The 16,167-nt window shown below is 73.2% G+C and carries 20 protein-coding genes; 8 read left to right on the forward strand and 12 right to left on the reverse strand.

From position 1 onward, the window contains the following. The first annotated feature begins 17 nt into the window (after positions 1-17). The 3 genes from ABZ573_RS00740 to ABZ573_RS00750 are packed head-to-tail and all read left to right on the forward strand — an operon-like array spanning position 18 to position 3,068. Entirely contained in the window at positions 18-905 is an 888-nt protein-coding gene (locus tag ABZ573_RS00740; RefSeq protein WP_151452574.1) for a sugar phosphate isomerase/epimerase family protein, read from the forward strand. Further along, positions 902-1,963, forward strand: coding sequence for a Gfo/Idh/MocA family oxidoreductase (locus ABZ573_RS00745; protein ID WP_151452575.1), 1,062 nt, complete (start codon positions 902-904; stop codon positions 1,961-1,963). The genes ABZ573_RS00740 and ABZ573_RS00745 overlap by 4 nt, the downstream gene beginning before the upstream one ends. 1 nt (position 1,964) lies before the next feature. Then, positions 1,965-3,068 carry a Gfo/Idh/MocA family oxidoreductase gene (locus tag ABZ573_RS00750; RefSeq protein WP_358114372.1) on the forward strand — a complete coding sequence of 368 codons (1,104 nt, stop codon included), beginning with the start codon at positions 1,965-1,967 and terminating at the stop codon, positions 3,066-3,068. 118 nt (positions 3,069-3,186) lie between these two features. Here ABZ573_RS00750 and ABZ573_RS00755 read toward each other — a convergent pair whose 3' ends face one another. The 3 genes from ABZ573_RS00755 to ABZ573_RS00765 all read right to left on the reverse strand — a co-directional run bounded on the left by ABZ573_RS00755 (position 3,187) and on the right by ABZ573_RS00765 (position 5,675). Next, on the reverse strand, positions 3,187-3,378 hold the full coding sequence (locus tag ABZ573_RS00755) for a DUF397 domain-containing protein (protein ID WP_151452577.1): 192 nt from the start codon (positions 3,376-3,378) through the stop codon (positions 3,187-3,189). Next, the gene (locus ABZ573_RS00760) at positions 3,365-4,171 is read right to left on the reverse strand and encodes a helix-turn-helix transcriptional regulator (RefSeq protein ID WP_327030211.1); all 807 of its coding nucleotides are present in this window, start codon (positions 4,169-4,171) and stop codon (positions 3,365-3,367) included. Before ABZ573_RS00760 ends, ABZ573_RS00755 begins: the two co-directional genes overlap by 14 nt. A 361-nt stretch (positions 4,172-4,532) precedes the next feature. After that, positions 4,533-5,675, reverse strand: coding sequence for a M23 family metallopeptidase (locus tag ABZ573_RS00765; RefSeq protein WP_358114376.1), 1,143 nt, complete (start codon positions 5,673-5,675; stop codon positions 4,533-4,535). Between the two features lie 130 nt (positions 5,676-5,805). On the opposite strand from ABZ573_RS00765, the gene ABZ573_RS00770 reads away from it, so the two are divergent. The 3 genes from ABZ573_RS00770 to ABZ573_RS00780 all read left to right on the forward strand — a co-directional run bounded on the left by ABZ573_RS00770 (position 5,806) and on the right by ABZ573_RS00780 (position 7,578). Beyond that, complete coding sequence (locus ABZ573_RS00770; RefSeq protein ID WP_358114379.1) at positions 5,806-6,108, forward strand: DUF1772 domain-containing protein; 303 nt, start codon at positions 5,806-5,808, stop codon at positions 6,106-6,108. Then, positions 6,105-6,407, forward strand: coding sequence for a hypothetical protein (locus ABZ573_RS00775; protein WP_358114382.1), 303 nt, complete (start codon positions 6,105-6,107; stop codon positions 6,405-6,407). Before ABZ573_RS00770 ends, ABZ573_RS00775 begins: the two co-directional genes overlap by 4 nt. An 88-nt stretch (positions 6,408-6,495) precedes the next feature. Then, entirely contained in the window at positions 6,496-7,578 is a 1,083-nt protein-coding gene (locus tag ABZ573_RS00780) for an NAD-dependent epimerase/dehydratase family protein (RefSeq protein WP_358114385.1), read from the forward strand. A 23-nt stretch (positions 7,579-7,601) separates the two neighbouring features. Here ABZ573_RS00780 and ABZ573_RS00785 read toward each other — a convergent pair whose 3' ends face one another. The 5 genes from ABZ573_RS00785 to ABZ573_RS00805 all read right to left on the reverse strand — a co-directional run bounded on the left by ABZ573_RS00785 (position 7,602) and on the right by ABZ573_RS00805 (position 11,544). Further along, positions 7,602-8,801 (reverse strand): GNAT family N-acetyltransferase, encoded by a 1,200-nt coding sequence (locus tag ABZ573_RS00785; RefSeq protein ID WP_358114388.1) that lies wholly within the window; start codon positions 8,799-8,801, stop codon positions 7,602-7,604. Between the two features lie 100 nt (positions 8,802-8,901). Continuing rightward, positions 8,902-9,594, reverse strand: a complete 693-nt coding sequence (locus ABZ573_RS00790) for a hypothetical protein (protein WP_327030219.1) — start codon at positions 9,592-9,594, stop codon at positions 8,902-8,904. After that, positions 9,591-10,409 (reverse strand): ATP-binding cassette domain-containing protein, encoded by an 819-nt coding sequence (locus ABZ573_RS00795; RefSeq protein ID WP_311412189.1) that lies wholly within the window; start codon positions 10,407-10,409, stop codon positions 9,591-9,593. Before ABZ573_RS00795 ends, ABZ573_RS00790 begins: the two co-directional genes overlap by 4 nt. Continuing rightward, positions 10,406-10,744, reverse strand: a complete 339-nt coding sequence (locus tag ABZ573_RS00800) for a PadR family transcriptional regulator (protein ID WP_151452587.1) — start codon at positions 10,742-10,744, stop codon at positions 10,406-10,408. Before ABZ573_RS00800 ends, ABZ573_RS00795 begins: the two co-directional genes overlap by 4 nt. A gap of 80 nt (positions 10,745-10,824) precedes the next feature. Next, positions 10,825-11,544: a protein phosphatase 2C domain-containing protein gene (locus tag ABZ573_RS00805; protein ID WP_151452588.1), complete on the reverse strand. Its 720-nt coding sequence runs from the start codon at positions 11,542-11,544 to the stop codon at positions 10,825-10,827. Positions 11,545-11,607: 63 nt separating this feature from the next. On the opposite strand from ABZ573_RS00805, the gene ABZ573_RS00810 reads away from it, so the two are divergent. After that, complete coding sequence (locus ABZ573_RS00810) at positions 11,608-12,645, forward strand: AAA family ATPase (RefSeq protein ID WP_358114393.1); 1,038 nt, start codon at positions 11,608-11,610, stop codon at positions 12,643-12,645. 55 nt (positions 12,646-12,700) lie between these two features. On the opposite strand, the gene ABZ573_RS00815 is transcribed toward ABZ573_RS00810, so the two are convergent. Further along, complete coding sequence (locus ABZ573_RS00815; RefSeq protein ID WP_327030221.1) at positions 12,701-13,168, reverse strand: helix-turn-helix domain-containing protein; 468 nt, start codon at positions 13,166-13,168, stop codon at positions 12,701-12,703. Positions 13,169-13,317: 149 nt separating this feature from the next. Between ABZ573_RS00815 and ABZ573_RS00820 the strand changes: the two genes are divergently transcribed. After that, positions 13,318-14,577 (forward strand): benzoate/H(+) symporter BenE family transporter, encoded by a 1,260-nt coding sequence (locus ABZ573_RS00820; protein ID WP_358114396.1) that lies wholly within the window; start codon positions 13,318-13,320, stop codon positions 14,575-14,577. Between the two features lie 286 nt (positions 14,578-14,863). Here the strand turns inward: ABZ573_RS00820 and ABZ573_RS00825 are convergent, their stop codons facing one another. The 3 genes from ABZ573_RS00825 to mscL form a co-directional block, all read right to left on the reverse strand. Further along, a complete protein-coding gene (locus ABZ573_RS00825; protein WP_132232266.1) occupies positions 14,864-15,238 on the reverse strand; it encodes a hypothetical protein in 375 nt (124 codons plus the stop codon). A gap of 105 nt (positions 15,239-15,343) precedes the next feature. Beyond that, a complete protein-coding gene (locus ABZ573_RS00830) occupies positions 15,344-15,580 on the reverse strand; it encodes a hypothetical protein (protein WP_151452591.1) in 237 nt (78 codons plus the stop codon). Positions 15,581-15,661: 81 nt separating this feature from the next. Next, positions 15,662-16,135: a large conductance mechanosensitive channel protein MscL gene (gene mscL, locus ABZ573_RS00835; protein ID WP_311412197.1), complete on the reverse strand. Its 474-nt coding sequence runs from the start codon at positions 16,133-16,135 to the stop codon at positions 15,662-15,664. Positions 16,136-16,167 lie beyond the last annotated feature (32 nt).

Here is a 16,167-nt window from a genome sequence, read left to right on the forward strand (position 1 = left end):
GACCGAAGGAAGTACCCGTGCAGTTCGGCTTCAGCTCCTACTCCTTCTACCAGCACCTGCGCACCAACCGGATGAGCCTCTTCGAGGTCATCGACTGGATCGGCGCCAGCGACGCCACCCACATGGAGATCGCGACGGTGTCGCTCTCCCCGGAGATCTCCAACGACACCTCCACCCTCGACCAGGACCCCGGGTTCGTCCAGGAGATCAAGACCCGCGCGGCCGACCAGGGCGTCACCCTGTCCAACCTCGTCGTCCCGGCCGACCTCCTCGGCGAGGGCGCGGAGAAGAGCATGCAGCGGGTCAAGCGGCACATCGAGGTGGCTGCCGCCCTGGACATCAAGCTCTTCCGCCACGACGTCGCCAAGTGGGCCCACCGGGCGAAGGACATCGCCGAGTTCGAGGCGCTGCTGCCCCGCATGGTGGAGGCGTGCAAGGAGATCGCTCAGTACGCCGCCCCGTACGGCATCACCACCAGCGTGGAGAACCACGGGCTGCTCATGAACGGCGGTGAGCGCGTACGCCGGCTCATCCACCTCGTCGACGAGCCGAACTTCAAGACGACCCTCGACGTCGGCAACTTCATGTCGGTGGACGACAACCCGGTGGTGTCGGTCGCCGAGAACGCCCCGTACGCCAGCATCGTGCACCTGAAGGACTTCTACGTCCGCTCGCAGTACCCCGGCGACGGCTGGCACCACACCCCCGGCGGCAACTACCTGCTCGGCTCCATCGTCGGCTACGGCGACCTCGACATGCGCAGGATCGTGCGGGGCATCGTCGACGCCGGCTACGACGGCTTCGTGTCCATCGAGTTCGAGGGCATCGAGGAGTGCCTGATGGCCAACCCGATCGGTCTGGCCAACGCGAAGCGGCTCTTCGCCGAGGCGGAGGCGGCGAAGTGAGCCGGCTCGGTGTGGGCGTGATCGGCGTCGGGAGCATCGCGGAGATGCACCTGGGCGCGTACGCCGCCAACCCGGACGTCCACCTCGTCGGGGTGTTCGACGTCAACCAGGAACGGAGCGCGCAGAAGGCCGAGACCTTCGGCGTGACCCGCGTGCACCCGACGCTCGACAGCCTGCTCGCCGACCCCGAGATCGACGCGGTGAGCATCTGCACCTGGAACGACAGCCACGCGGAGATCGCCACAGCGGCGCTCGACGCCGGCAAGCACGTCCTGGTGGAGAAGCCCTTGAGCCGTACGGCCGGCGAGGCCGAGGCGCTCGTCGAGGCCGTCGAGCGCAGCGGCAGGCACCTGGAGGTCGGCTTCGTCCGGCGCTTCGGCGCGAACGCCAAGGTCCTCAAGTCGTTCGTCGACGCCGGGCTGCTGGGCGACGTCTACCACGCGCGCGCGACGAACATCCGACGGCTCGGCAACCCCGGTGGCTGGTTCGCGGACCACAAGCGGTCCGGCGGGGGACCGCTCATCGACATCGGCGTGCACGTGCTGGACCTCTGCTGGTACTTCATGGGCACCCCGAAGGCCGTCACGGTCAGCGCGGTCACCCACACCCGGCTGGGCAACCGGGCCAACGTCACGTCGTTGTCGCGGTACAAGGTCGCGGACTACGACCCGACCCAGAGCGACGTCGAGGACTTCGCCACGGCCCTCATCCGGTTCGACAACGGGGCGTCCCTGACGCTGGAGACCAGCTACTCCCTGCACGCCCTCGAGGACCGCCTCGAAGTGGCGGTCTTCGGCGAGCGCGGTGGCGCGGAACTCGAACCGAAGCTTCGGATCGCCACCGAGATGCACGACACCATCCTCAACGTGGGACCCCAGATCGACCACCTCAGCTTCGACTTCGCCGAGGGGTTCGCCAACGAGATCGCGCACTTCGTCTCGCTGTGCCTGGGAGAGGCCGAGCAGGTGGCCCCCGTCTCCCACGGCACGGAGGTCATGCGCATGCTCGACGGGATCTACGAGTCGGCGCGTGCCGGCCACGAGATCAGGCTCTCCTGACATGGTCCACGACGGAGGGTCCGTGCGGGTGGGGGTCGTGGGGTGCGGAAACGTCAGTTCCCGCTATCTGGCCAACCTCGCCGGGGACCCGGCGGTCACCGTCGTCGCCTGCGCCGACGCCGACCCGGCGCGCGCGCGGGCGCTCGGCGCTGCCCACGCGGTGCCGGAGGTGCACCCGGTCGACGCCCTGTTGACCCATCCGGACATCGACCTGGTTCTCAACCTGACCCCACCCAGGGCGCACGCCGAGGTGACCCTGCGCGCCCTGGAGCACGGCAAGCACGTCTACACGGAGAAGCCCCTGGCGACCACCATGGCCGACGGTCACCGCATCGTCGAGGCCGCCCGGGCGCGGTCGTTGCAGGTCGGCACCGCGCCGGACACCTTCCTGGGCGTCGGGGCGCAGACCTGCGCGGCGCTGCTCGCCGAAGGCGCGATCGGCACCCCGACCTCGGTGAACGCCGCCATGATGAACGCCGGGCCGGAACGGTTCCACCCCGAGCCGGAGTTCCTGTACCAGGAGGGCGCCGGACCCCTGTTCGACATCGGTCCGTACTACCTCACGGTGCTGACCGAACTCATGGGTTCCATCGTCCGGGTGGGGGCGCTGGGCGCGACCGCGCGTACCGAACGCGTCGTGTTGGCCGGGCCCCGCGCGGGGGCGACCTTCAGCGTGCAGACACCCACCCACATCAACAGCGTCCTGGAGTTCGCCAGCGGGGCCATGGGCATGCTGGTGACCAGCTTCGACGTCGTGGCGACGCGTACGCCGCACCTCGAGATCCACGGCACCGAGGGCACGATCGTCGCGGCGCAGGCCAACTCGTGGGGCGGCCCCGTGCTGCTCAGGGCGGCGGGCAGCACCGACTTCGTCGAGGTGCTCCCCGGCCCACGCGACTCCGACGGGTTCATGGGGATGGGTCTGGTCGAGATGGCCAGGGCCATCCTGGCGGGGCGGCCCGCGCTGGCCGCGGCGACACGGGGGCTCCACGTCCTCGAGGTGCTCACGGCCATCGCCGACGCCGCCCGCTCCGGCGGAGGCTTCACGACGATCAGTTCGAGGCTGGAGACCCCCGGTCGACGTGACACGGGTGTCGTCGGGTGAGGGCCGGCCGAGCGCAGGCAACCGCCGCCGGAGACGCCGGCCCGTCGTGGGCGGGCGTCTCCGGGCGTACGGGATGAGGCAGGCCCGGTGCGGGCACCTCCGGGCGTACGGGAGGAGGTCAGGCCCGACCGGCGGTGCGGGCGACGAACGCGCGCCACGCCGTGGGGGCGAAGGTCAGGGCGGGGCCGGTCGGGTCCTTCGAGTCGCGGACGGCGACCACGCCGGGCAGGTTGTCGGCCACCTCGACACAGTTCCCGCCGCTCGAACCGCTGCGGCTGGACTTGCGCCACTGAGCGCTACTGAGGTCCATGATGGCTCCACACTTCCTTCATGAGGTCAATGGACTGCCGACGCGGGAGCGCTTCGTTCCGCACGCCTTCCCACTTCGCCAGAAGACTAGCCACATCATCCTTACTGTCCGCAACAACTCCGCCCAGTTGGTTTTCCAGATGCCCGACCCAGCCGCCGTCGGCGGACCGAGCCAGCGCGAAGGGGCCGGACAGCCCGATGTGCAGGCCGGTCGTCGCTGGAATCACGTGCACGTGAACGTGCGGTAGTTCCGCCATCGCGACGAGGTGCGACACCTGCTCGGCCATGATGCCGCTGAATCCGTCGCCGGTCCGGCTCAGTGCCGACTCGTCCAAGACCGCGACCAGTTGCGGCGGGTTCTCGCCGGTCAAGATTCTCTGCCGGTCCATCCGGGCGCTGACCTGCTGGTCGACCTCCGTCGCTGACATGAGGTCGTTGAGGCGCATGACCACGCGGGCGTAGTTCTCGGTTTGCAGCAGCCCGGGAACCAACAGCGGCTCGAACAGCCGTAGTTGTCGTGCGGCGCGTTCGGCGTCGAGCCAGGGGAGGAACCAGGACGGGGCGCCGACGCTGGCGACGAGCCGTTCGAAGAGCCCGCCGGTCCTGAGGGCCCGGTCGGCTCCCTTGATGAAGTCCATCGTCAGCGCCCGGGTGCCGCCCTCGACGGCGCTGACGTGCGACGCGCTGAAGCCCGCGCCCCGGCCGAAGGTCTCCTGCGTCATGCCGGCGCCGCCCCGGGCGCGGCGGATCTCGCCCACGATGAAGGCGGCGAGCGGGCTCGGCACGTCGGCCATTCAGGGCCTCCCAGTTTGAAGATCGACTACCCGCGGCGCCACCCTCCAGGTCGAGGCCACCGCCCAGCTCGCCGAGCTGGACGGCGGCGGTTCCCGCGTCGACCTGGCCGACCGCTTCACCGCTTGGGCCCGCCCCCGTCCCGCCTCCTGACCACCTGCGCTCTCTCCCTCAGGTAAGGCGTCACTGGTTGGCGAGGGCCACCTGCCGGGCGTTGACGACGACATCCACCCAGTACGAGTTCAGGTTCGGTTCCTTCACCCGGGCCCAGCCGCCGGACACCACGGCGATCCGGTTGCCGGCGACGTCGAGATCCGTGGCGCCGGTGGCAACGTGCTCCCAGCTCCCGTTGAGCGGGCCGGCCTACACGTAGGCGTTGCCGCTGTCGTCCCGTACCGCGATCCGGTAGCCCTCGACGACGACCTGCCGGCCCGCGGCCTGGTTCACCCAGGCCGCGTTGAGCGGCCCTTCCTTGACCTTGGCCGTGCCGCCCTCGACGACGCCGATCCGGGCCCCGTCGAGGGAGAGGTCGGTCGCGCTGGCCGCGACGGTGTGCCAGGACGCGTTGATCGGCCCCTCCTTGACCTTCGCGACGCCGTTCTCGATGACCCCGATCCGACCGTCGGCCGCGTCGATCACGGTCGTGTTGCTCGAGATGTGGGCCCAGTTGGCGCTGTAGAGGCCGTCCTTGGCCCAGGCCCTGCCGTCGGTGCCGAGCACGACGTAGCGGTCACCGTCGACGACGACGTCTCTGGCGTTGTGGAACAGCGTCACCCAGCCGGCGGTGAGGCCGCCGGCCTTCACCTCGGCGGCCCCGTTCGTGCTGATCACGGCGACGCGGTCGCGGTCGGCGGAGACCCTGGTGACGTTGGTCTTGAGTTCGTGCACGGTCCCGTTCAGCGACTCCTTGGCCGCGAGCGTCCCGTCGGTGCGCACCACCAGGACCCGGTCGGGAACGGCGTTGACCGGCGTCAGGTCGGCGAACGGGAGGTTGATCGGGGCGCCCTTGGTGACCGTGCCGCCGCAGACGTACGCCGGGCGGATGTCGTAGACCGCGCCGTGGCGGCGGATCTCGAAGTGCAGGTGCGGGCCCGTGGAGTTGCCCGTGCTGCCGACGTGCCCGAGCACCTGCCCCTGCCCGACCTGCTGCCCCACGGCGACCGACGCCGCCCCCACCATGTGCAGGTACCGGGTCTGGTAACCACCGGCGTGCGACAGCGTCACCATGTTGCCCCCACCAGAGGTCCAACCCGCGAAGGCCACCGTGCCCGGATACGCCGCACCGATCGCCATCCCGCTGTTGCCCGCGATGTCCACCCCGTAGTGATCGCTGTCGGTGGCACCACACCTGTTCGCGAGCACCCCCGTGACCCGCCCACCCACCGGCTGGATCATCGCCCCGGTCTGCGCGGACGCCGGCTGCGCCGGAACGACCGCGATCCCGAGCAGGACTCCTGCCGCTACTCCGATCGCCCGCAGTCGACCCCACGCGCTCACTCTGGTCACGTCTCCGCCCTCTCGCCGATATCGATCAACATCGGCATGGTGTGGCATCGCGCAGATGTTCACAAGGTCACGTCGACGAATCCGCGCCCGTTCAGCCGGGCACCGGCAGCGGTCGAACTCCCCGTCTCGGGTGACAGCCCGGTGGACGGGTGCTCATGGGGGCGAGCGGCTCGGCCATGGGCCGGAGGGGCGGCGCCCGGTTGACTGGTGGGACGACACGGGCGACCCCGTCCTCGTCTGGACCGTCGCCGCGCTGGCCTGCTACCTGGTCACCGTCGGGGTGACCGCGCGCCTCAACGTGCCGCTGAACGACCGGCTGGAGGCCGCCGGCCCGGCGCGGCTGACCGCCGGCCGGGCCGGGCCGGCCGTGTCGCCGCCCGCACCGACGCGGCAGGCATGGGCGGGTCGGCGTGGGGGAACCGTGCCCGTATGAGGATGAGCAGCACCCCGGCCGTGGCGGCCTCCAGCGAGGAGACGGACCCGGAGGGCGTACGGGGGCCGGCCGGCGAGGTGCACGCCTGGTTGCCGGGGCAGAACCAGACCGTCTGCGGGCTCCCGCTCAGCCGGACCCGGTTGCGCCGCTTCCCGCACGTGCGGTTCGAGTACACGTCGACGGACGTGCTCACCGAGGCGGACCCCGTCGGCCGGATCTGCCCGCGCTGCCTCGCCGCCTCGCAGGGCCGCCGCCGGGGCGGGCAGAAGAACTGGGTCCGCCACTCGCCCCGCCCCTGACGGCCCCTGACGGGTGTGCCGCTCGCCCTACTCCCGACGGTGGGCGTGATCGGCGATTGAGCCGGGGCTGACCGGGTACGGGACGGGCATGCGGATCGTGGTGGTGGGGGCGACCGGCAACGCGGGCACCGCCCTGTTGCGCCGGCTGCGGCGGGAACGCGGAGTGGAACTCGCCGGGGTGGCCCGCCGGCTGCCCGGGCCGGACTGCGGCGAGCCGTACGACCAGGTGGAGTGGCACTCCTGCGACGTCGGCCTGCCCGGCGCGGCCGACCAGCTCGCCGAGGTCTTCGCCGGCGCCGACGCGGTGGTGCACCTGGCCTGGCAGATCCAGCCCAGCCACGACCAGCGGGTGCTGCACCGGACCAACGTGGGCGGCAGCGCGGCCGTGATCGACGCCGTGGTCCGCGCCGGCGTGCCGGCCCTGGTGTACGCGTCGTCGGTAGGCGTCTACGCGCCCGGCCCGAAGGACCACCCGGTCTCCGAGCGCTGGCCGGCGACCGGGGTGCCCGGCTCGTCGTACAGCCGGGACAAGGCCGAGGTGGAGGCGCTGCTCGACCGGGCCGAGCGCGAGCACCCGGGGCTGCGGGTGGTGCGGCTGCGGCCCGGCCTGAACTTCCAGCGGGCGGCGGCCACCGAGATCACCCGCTACTTCCTCGGCCCGTTCGCGCCCGTCCGGCTGCTGCGCTTCGGCCGGATCCCGCTGGTGCCGACGCACCCTCGGCTGCGGATGCAGGCGGTGCACACCGACGACGTCGCCGACGCGTACGCCCGGGCGGTCCTGGGTGACGCGCGCGGCGCGTTCAACGTCGCCGCGGACCCGGTGCTGACCCCGGAGCTGGTGGCCCGGCACTTCCACGGCTGGACGGTGCCCGTCGCCGCCCCGGTGCTGCGCGTCGCCGCCGCCCTGACCTGGCGGGCGCGGCTGCAACCGATCGACGCCGGCTGGGTGGAGCTGGCGCTGCACGCGCCGCTGATGTCGAGCGAGCGCGCCGAGACGGAGCTGGGCTGGCATCCGCGCCACGACGCGCTCAGCGCGCTGAAGGAACTCTTCGCCGGCATGGCCGACCGGGCGCACACCGCCAGCCCGCCGATGTCGGCGGCGCGCCACCTCCCGGGCCGCCCCACCGCCCTGCTCCGCGGTCGCGCCGCCGGCCACGGCAACCCCTACTGACCCACGCCCGCGGGAGGCGGGGGTCAGAAGTCGGCGAAGACGTACGGGTTCTGGCGGGGGAAGAGGCGGCGCAGTTCCGCCGCCGCGTCCGTCGACACGTCGCCCAGCCCCCGCAGGCCCACCTCGACCGGATCCAGGACCCCGTACGCCAGGGCGGAGAGGCCGGCGGCTGTCAGCGTGGCGGTCGGCGGCGAGCCGGCGGTGGCGGCGGCCCCGGTGACCAGCTCCAGCGCGCCGGTCGTGCCGTCCAGCAGGTACGACCCGGCCAGCCACCGGTCGCCGGTCAGCTCCACCCGCACCCGGCCCGGCCCGACGGGCAGCCCGGCCAGCGCGTCGATCGACAGCAGCCGGGCCATGGGCGCGGCGTAACTCGGTCGGGCCACCCGCGCCTCGACGTGCACGGCCAGATCGGTCAGCCACAGCTCCGGCACCTCGTCGACGGGCACCTGCACGGTCACCCGCTCCACCTGGTCGACGTGCCGCCCGAAGAACTGCAACATGAGCGCCCGGGCGAGCGGATCGGCGGCGAGCAGGTCGCCGGCGGCGAGCGTGCCGCCGTGGTCGTCGATGCGGTAGAGCACCGCGCCGGTGACCGTACCGCCCGTGCGGGCCGTGAGCAGCCAGTGCTCGTCGCGGTCGCGCAACCCCACGTCCCGGTAGCCGGGGAAGATCGCGAAGCCGTGCCGCTCGTTCAGGCACCGCTCGGTGAACGCGCGCCAGTCCCGGTAGCCCTCGCCGATCCGCTCCCAGCCCACCTCGCCGGGCAGGTCGGCGCCGAGCAGCTCGCCCAGGTCGGCCGGCGAGAACGTGACCGTACGCGGCTTCGGCAGCCCCACGTAGCCGAACCGGGCGTAGAACGACGGCCGGAACGGGTAGAGCGCGCTCAACTGGTGCCCCTCGTCGCGCATCTCGTCGAGGAGTTGGTGCATCAGCGTGCGTACGTGCCCCTGCCGGCGGGCCAGCGGATGGCTCGCCACCCCGGCGACGCCGGCCATCGGCAGCACCTCGCCGCGCAGGTTCTGCCGCATCGGGATGGCCGAGGCGGCGGCCAGCGTGGTGCCGCCCTCCTCGACGACCAGCGTCCGGTTGCCCTTGTTGTAGGGCAGGTAGCCGCGGAACTCCTCCGCCCGGGCCGCGCTGCGCGGCGACGCCTCGAAGGCGTACGCGCCGAGCGCGAAGCTGGTGGACAGTCTTTCTTCGGCGTTCACCCGGCGGACGGTCATCCGCCCATCCCATCCCGGCCCGGCGGTCGCCGCAACCGCAATCGCCGGTGACCCAGCGGCGCCCGGTCAGCCGATCGGCAGGTGTGACGGCGACGCCCGGTCAGCCGATCGGCAGGTGTCGAAGGTGCCGGCGTCGGCGCAGCCGGACGCTGAACACGGCTGCCACGGCGCCGATCAGCAGCGCGGTGACGGCCAGCCCGTGCAGCGAACCCCGCGCCAGGTAGCCGGAGTCGGTGTGGTCCACCGCCCACGTGGCGATCTCCCGGCTGGACCAGAACGGGGTCAGCTTCGCGCCGGTGCCGGCCGGGTTGATCAGCATCTGCACCGCCACCACGGTGAGCAGCAGCAGCGTCCCCTCCAACTCGCGGGGGAGCAGCGCGCCGATCAGCATCCCGAACGGCGCGGCCACCCCCACGCAGCAGAGCATCGCCACCGCCACCCCGCCGTGCCGCAGCTCGGGCGCGTCCACGACGGTGAGCACGAAGAACGGCACGGACAGGATGAGCCCGGCCGCCCACAGGCCGAGCAGCCGGCCGAGGTAGAGGTCGTGCGGGCGGTAGCCGGCCAGCCGCAGCCGGGGCTCCAGCTCGCGGGCCGCGCCGGTGGCGAAGAGGGCGGCGGTGCTGACGGCCCAGCTGATGCCGAGCAGCAGCGAGCGTACGGACTGCCCGACGTGCGAGTCCCGCCGGATCAGCCAGAACGCCAGCGGCATCAACAGCAGCAGCAGGAGCACGCCCCGACGGCGCAGCAGCTCCCGCAGGGTCATCTCGGCGACGGTGACGAGGCGGTTCACGCACGCCCTCCCTGGGTGGCCGGGGTCAGGTCGAGCACCAGGTCGACCCGGTCGAGCTGGTTGAGCAGGTGGGTCACCACGACGATCGCCCGGCCCTCGTCGCGCAGCCGGGCGAGCTGGTCCCAGAAGTTGACGTACGTGCCCTGGTCGAAGCCCTGGTAGGGCTCGTCGAGCAGCAGCACGTCCGGCTCGCTGAGGGTGGACATGGTCAGGTTCAGCTTCTGCCGGGTGCCGCCGGAGAGGTTGCGGGCGAGGACGTCGCCGTCGGCCTCCCAGCCGAGGTGGCGGGCCGCCGCCCGACCGGCGCGGCGGGCCGGCCCCCGGGCCACGCCCCGGCCGGCGCCGACCAGCACGAAGTGCTCGTCGGGCAGCAGGAAGTCGGCGGTGCCGCCCTGCTGGGGGCAGTAGCCGACCCGGCCGGAGACGGTCACGTCCCCGGCGTCGGGGGAGACCAGCCCGGCGCAGACGCGCAGGAAGGTGCTCTTGCCGCAGCCGTTCGCCCCGATCACGGCGGCGATCTGTCCGGCCCGGACGGTCAGGGACGCGTCGCGCAGGACGGTGCGTCGCCCGTACCGCTTGGTGATGCCCCGGGCGTGCAGCCGGACCGGTCCGGGACGCGCGGCGGGCGAGGTGCCGATGGTCTCGACGATCGCGGCGGCGTAGTCCTGCGGCCGGCCGAAGACGGCCCACGGGTCGCCCCCGCTGTCGCGCAGGTGCGTGGCCGCCTCGGCGACCACGTGCCGGGCGGCGTCCGCCCGGACCCGGCGCCGGTCCAACTCGGCCGCGAACACCCGCAGCCACTCGTCGGCGTTCATCCGTCGACCCCCTTCGTGACGAGGCCGGTCACCGGGGCGACGAACGCGAGCCAGGCACTGCCGCCCTGGCGCAGGGTCGCCCGCCCGCTGTCGGTGATCCGGTAGTACTTGCGGGCCGGACCGGACGCGCCCTCCCGCCACTCGGCGGTGACCAGGCCGGTGCGTTGCAGGCGCAGCAGCACCGGATAGAGCGTGCCGCCCTGGATCGGCCCGATGCCGGCGGCCTCCAGCGCCTGGGCGAGCTGGTAGCCGTAGGACTCGCCCTCGCGCAGCAGGGCCAGGACGCAGAGGTCGAGCACCCCGCGCAGCCACTGCCCGCGCCGGTCGGAATCCACCCGAGGAACATAGCCGCACTACCTAGATGGCACAACTACCTAGCTGGCGGCGGCTGCCCGCGACAGGAGCCGGGACGCGCTCAGCCGGCGACGACGTCCGAGACCACGACTGTCACGTTGTCCGGCGCGCCGGCCTGGTGGGCGAGCTTGACGAGCTGCTCGCCGCAGTGGTGACGGTCGCCGTACGTGATCAGCGTCGCGGCGATCGTCCCGTCCTCGACGTAGTCGGAGAGCCCGTCGCTGCACAGCAGCAGCCGGTCGCCGGCGACCACCGTGAGCACCCCGACCGCCGGGGGAGTGTCCGAGCCCTGCACCGCCCGGGTCACCAGGGACCGCTGCGGGTGGTGCCGTGCCTGCTCCGGCGAGAGCGCCCCCTGGTCCACCAGCGCCTGGACGAAGGTGTCGTCGCGGGTGAGCTGGGTCAGCTCCCCGTTGCGCAGCAGGTAGCAGCGGGAGTCACCCACCTGGGCCAGCACCAGCGCGTCCCCTGCGAGCAGGGCGGCGGTCAGCGTCGTACCCATGCCGTCGCGCGCCGGGTCGACGGTGATGGCGGCGTGGATGCGCCGGTTGGCGGTGCTCACCACGGCGCGCAGCGCCGCGGCCGCCTCGTCGGGGGCGGTCGGCGGGCTCAGCTCGTCCAGGATGCGGATGACGATCTCGCTCGCCACCTCGCCCGCGGGCAGGCCGCCCATGCCGTCCGCGACCGCGACGAGGCGGTCACCGGCGAGGGCGGAGTCCTCGTTGTTGGTGCGAACCAGGCCGATGTCGTTGAGGATGGCCGAGCGGAGGATCAGCGTCATGGGGTCAAGCTTGCCAAGAACACCCTCCCGTCGTCTCTACGCACTACTGCGTAGGGTTGGGGAATGATGCCGGTGTCGATGGTCGGACGCACCGGCGAGCTGGTCGAGCTCGACCGGGCGTGGTCCACCGTGGTCGCCGGCCGACGGTCCGCGCCGACCGTCGCGGTGATCACCGGAGCCGCCGGGGTGGGCAAGTCCCTGCTGGTCGCGGCCGCCCTCGACGCGTTCGCCCCCCGACCGGCGGTGGTGCTCTCCGGCGCCGCCCGCGTGCACAGCCCCGCCCCGTACGACTGGCTGGCCGCCGTTCTCACGGGCCGGGACACGAGCCGGCTCGACCTGCCGGCGGACGCGCTGGCCTGGCTCGCCCAGCAGCCGACCGCGCCGCGCGAGCGCTACGCGCCGGGCACCCTGCTCCGCCTCGCGGTGCGGGTCGTCCGGCTGCTCGTCGGCGCCGGCCCGGCCGTACTGGTGGTGGAGGACCTGCACGCCCTCGACCCGGCCAGCCTGAACCTGGTCGGCGAGCTGGCGACCGCCGCCGACCTGCCGGCGCTGCTGGTGGTGGCGAGCCGGCCCGCCGAGGACGCCGTCGCGCCGGACCTCGCGGTCCGCGCCCTGGCCCGGCTCTGCGGCGTCCGGGGCGCCGTCCGCCAACACCTCGGACCGCTGCTCCCGGCCGAGGTCGCCGAGGTGCTGACCCAGGTGTACGCGGACCCGCGCCCGTCCGGCCGGCTGGTGCGCGCCGTCTGGCAGCGCACCGGCGGCAACCCGTACGCGCTGACCGAGCTGCTCGCCGCCCACGCCGGCCGGGGGCCCGAGGCGCTGCTCCGCCCGCCACCCGCCCCGCGCCCGCCGAGGATGGCGTCGCAGCGGCCGGTGGATCCGGTGGACGCCGAGCTGACCGGGCGGGAGATCGAGGTGCTGGGCTGCCTGGTCGCCGGGATGTCCAACAAGCAGGCGGCCCGGGCCCTCGGCATCTCGGTGCGGACGGTCACCGTGCACGTGTCCAACCTGCTGCGCAAGACCGGGTCGGCGTCGCGTACGGAGGCGGCGATCTGGGCGGTGCAGCGGCGGCTGCCGGTGCCGACCCCCGTCGACGGCTGAGCCGACGCCCGACGGGGCCGGTGCGGGCCACGCGCGCGGTCCGGCCGGCGGGTGCTCAGGGGCGGGGGTAGCGCAGCAGGAGGCTGGCGGCGACCTCCTCGTCGCCGACGGCGGCGTACACGTGCGGCACGTCGGACGTCCAGCGCAGGTGCCCGCCGGCGGCGGCGGTCAGCGGCGCGTCGACCGGGCCGGCGCGCAGCACGCCCGAGAAGACGGTGACGTGCTCGGTGACCCCCCTCTGGTGCGCGGGGGAGAGCTGCTCCGGACCGGGCGCGACCAGCATCCGGTACAGCTCGTAGGTGGCGTCGCTGTCCTCGAAGACCTCCAGCAGGATGGCGCTGACCGCGGCGCCGCGGACGACCGGCCCGGCCGCCGGGCCGGAGAGCACGGCCGTCAGCGGTACGCCGAGCTGCGCGGTGATCGCGTAGAGCGTCTCCAGGGTCGGGTTGCGGGTGCCGTTCTCCAGGCCGGAGAGGGTCGCCTTGCCCACCCCGGCGAGCCGGGCGAGGGCGGACAGCGACATCCCGCGCTCCTCGCGCAGGGCGCGTACCCGGCGACCGACGGCCTCGGCGCCCGGATCGGGGGCCGATCGGTGGACTGGTGACGTCTGCGGCACCCCGCTATGGTGCTACAGGTTCCTGTTCCATAAACGGAACGGTCGGGGGAGGCGGGATGGCGGTACGGTCGCAACCGGTACTGGCAGGTGTGGTGACCGCGCTGGTCGGGTTCGCCAGCTCGTTCACGGTGGTGCTGGCCGGCCTGCGGGCCGTCGGCGCCTCGGACGCACAGGCCGCCTCCGGGCTGCTGGCGGTGTGCGTGGCCGCCGGGATCTCCGCTGTCTGGCTGGGCCTGCGGCACCGGATCCCGATGAGTGTCGCGTGGTCCACCCCCGGCGCGGCGCTGCTGGTCGCCACCGGCACGGTGCCCGGCGGTTGGCCCGTCGCCGTCGGGGCGTTCCTCGTCTCGGGCGCGCTGATCGTGGCCGCCGGGCTGTTCCCCGCCCTCGGGCGGGCCGTCGCGGCGATCCCCCGGCCGATCGCGGGCGCGATGCTCGCCGGGGTCCTGCTGCCGCTCTGCACCGCCCCCGTCCGCGCGCTGGTCGAGGTGCCCCGGCTGGCCGTCCCCGTGGTGCTGGCCTGGCTGCTGCTGCACCGGTTCGCCCGCCGGTGGGCGGTGCCGGGCGCGCTGGTCGTCGCGGTGGCGGCGATCGCGCTGACCACCCCGGTCTCCGGGCTCGGTGGCGCGCGGCTGCTGCCCGCGGTCGAGCTGACCGCCCCGGCCTGGAACCTCTCCGCGATGGTGGGCCTGGCGTTGCCGCTCTTCCTGGTCACCATGGCCGCGCAGAACGTACCGGGGATGGCGGTGCTGGTCGGCTACGGCTACCGGCCGCCCTTCGGCGCCGCGCTGCGCGCCACGGGACTGACCACCGTGCTCGCCGCGCCCGCCGGCGGGCACGCGGTCAACCTCGCCGCGATCACCGCCGCCCTGGCCGCCGGCCCGGACGCCCACCCCGACCCGGAGCGCCGCTGGATCGCCTCGGTCACCGCCGGGACCGGGCTGGCCCTGCTGGGGCTGGGCGCCGGTGCGGCCACCGCGCTGGTCGCGCTCGCCCCGCCGGTGCTGATCGAGGCGGTCGCCGGGCTGGCGCTGCTCGGCGCGCTGGCCACCGCGCTCACCTCGGCGCTGGCGGAACCGGCGGACCGGGAGGCCGCCGTGGTCACCTTCGTGGTCACCGCCTCCGGGGTGACCCTGCTCGGCGTGGGCGGCGCGTTCTGGGGCCTGGTCGCGGGCGGGGTGATGCTCCTGCTCTTCCGCCACCGCTCCGGCGGGCTGGCTGCGGCCGAACCGGGTGCGGCTGGGCCGGCTTCGACAGGACCGGATTCCGTCGCGGTCGCCTCGTCGCCGAGTGGCGGCCGGGCCGGCGGCACCTGACCCTCCACGCGCTGTCGAACTGAGTCGTTTACGACATCACGGCCTCGCCACTGTTGGCTGGCCGATCGGCACGTGGCTCGGCGACCGGAATCCGGCGTTTCGGAACCTGTCGTTCGGCACCCGCAGGTCCGGCAGCCCGCTTCGGGCCGGCAGCGCGTGAGTTTGAATCGTCTACGACATCAGCTCGACAGCGTGCGGCGGATGTGTCCGGTGCTGACGCTGTGCCGCGCTGGACGGGCGCTCCCCGGTAGTGCGTTCGGGCGGGCACGCTGCGGCGGTGCGTCGCTCACTCCTCGGGCGGCAGGTCGCGGGCCGGGACGTCGAGGCGTACCTGGTCGTCGGTGACGGCGGCGATCTGCTCGGCGAGCACGTAGACCGCGCCGGTGCGGACCAGGTCGGTGGAGACCTTCAGGTAGCCGCTGTGCAGCAGCCGGGCCGCCAGGTCGGCCGGCACGTCCGGCTCCTCGACGGCCGTCGACTCGATCAGCTCGTCCAGGCTGCTGCCCGGGTCGGCGGTCGGCGCCTGCACTGTCACCGCGTTGGGATCACCCCGCTGGACCAGGTCGACGGTGCCGAACTCGGTGCCGTCGACGTCGATCACCCGCATGCCCGTGGTGACCCGGGAAACTGTCGCCTGCCGCTCGGTGCCCTGCTGCTCCATCCCGGGGCGGTTCCCGGCCCCCGCTCCGGCTAAACCATCGTCGAGATCTTGGACAGTTGTCGCTCGGGCCGAACGCCAACCGTCCAAGATCTCGGGCGGGGTCCCTCACCAGGACGTTGGAGGGCGGGGGGAGAGTTCGCGCCACGTGTCGGTGCCCTGGAGCAGCGCCCGGACCGTCTCCTCGGCCTCCTCGGCGGTGCCGTACTCGTAGAACCGGGAGACGCCCTCGGAGCCGCCGGCGCGCTGCTCGACGTGCCACCGGTCCGCGTCCACCCGGAGGAAGACGTCGCGCCGGGCCAGCCGGCCCCATTTCCCGTTCCACCAGTGCTTCCGCTGCTCCATGGCGGGACTCTATCGAACAGGCGTACGAAAATGTGTGGCCCCTGCGGGATTCCCGCAGGGGCCGATGTGCGTGCGTCGGGTTCAGCGCCCGGTGGGCGGTTCCTCCCGGCGGCCGAGTACCTCGTCGAGCGCGCCGCGCCGCTGCCCGGGGGTGGTGTGGCCGGCGGCGACCAGGGCGTCACGGATCTCGGTGAGCAGCCGGACCTCCTCGCTCGGCGCCTTCGGCGGCGGCTCCTCGCCCCGCTTGCGCCGCTCGGCCAGCTTGTTCATCGGGTAGACGACCAGGAAGTAGAGCGCCCCCGCGGTGAGCAGGAACGTGATCAGCGCGTTCACGAACGCGATCCAGTCGAAGGCGATGCCGCGGAACATCGGGGCAGTGCCGGCCAGGCCCTTGTCGCTGCCCGTGATGAGCAGCACGAAGACCCGGATCAGCGGTTCCAGGAACGACTTGGTGAGCTGGGTGACCACGCCCGTGAACGCGGCGCCGATGACGACACCGACCGCCAGGTCGACGACGTTGCCGCGCATGATGAAGTCTTTGAAGCCCTTGAGCATCCGTACTCCCGAGGTGTCCGGTCTTCCGTCCG

Source organism: Micromonospora sp. NPDC007220, from assembly GCF_040634035.1.
In the GTDB taxonomy this organism is placed as follows: domain Bacteria; phylum Actinomycetota; class Actinomycetes; order Mycobacteriales; family Micromonosporaceae; genus Micromonospora; species Micromonospora reichwaldensis.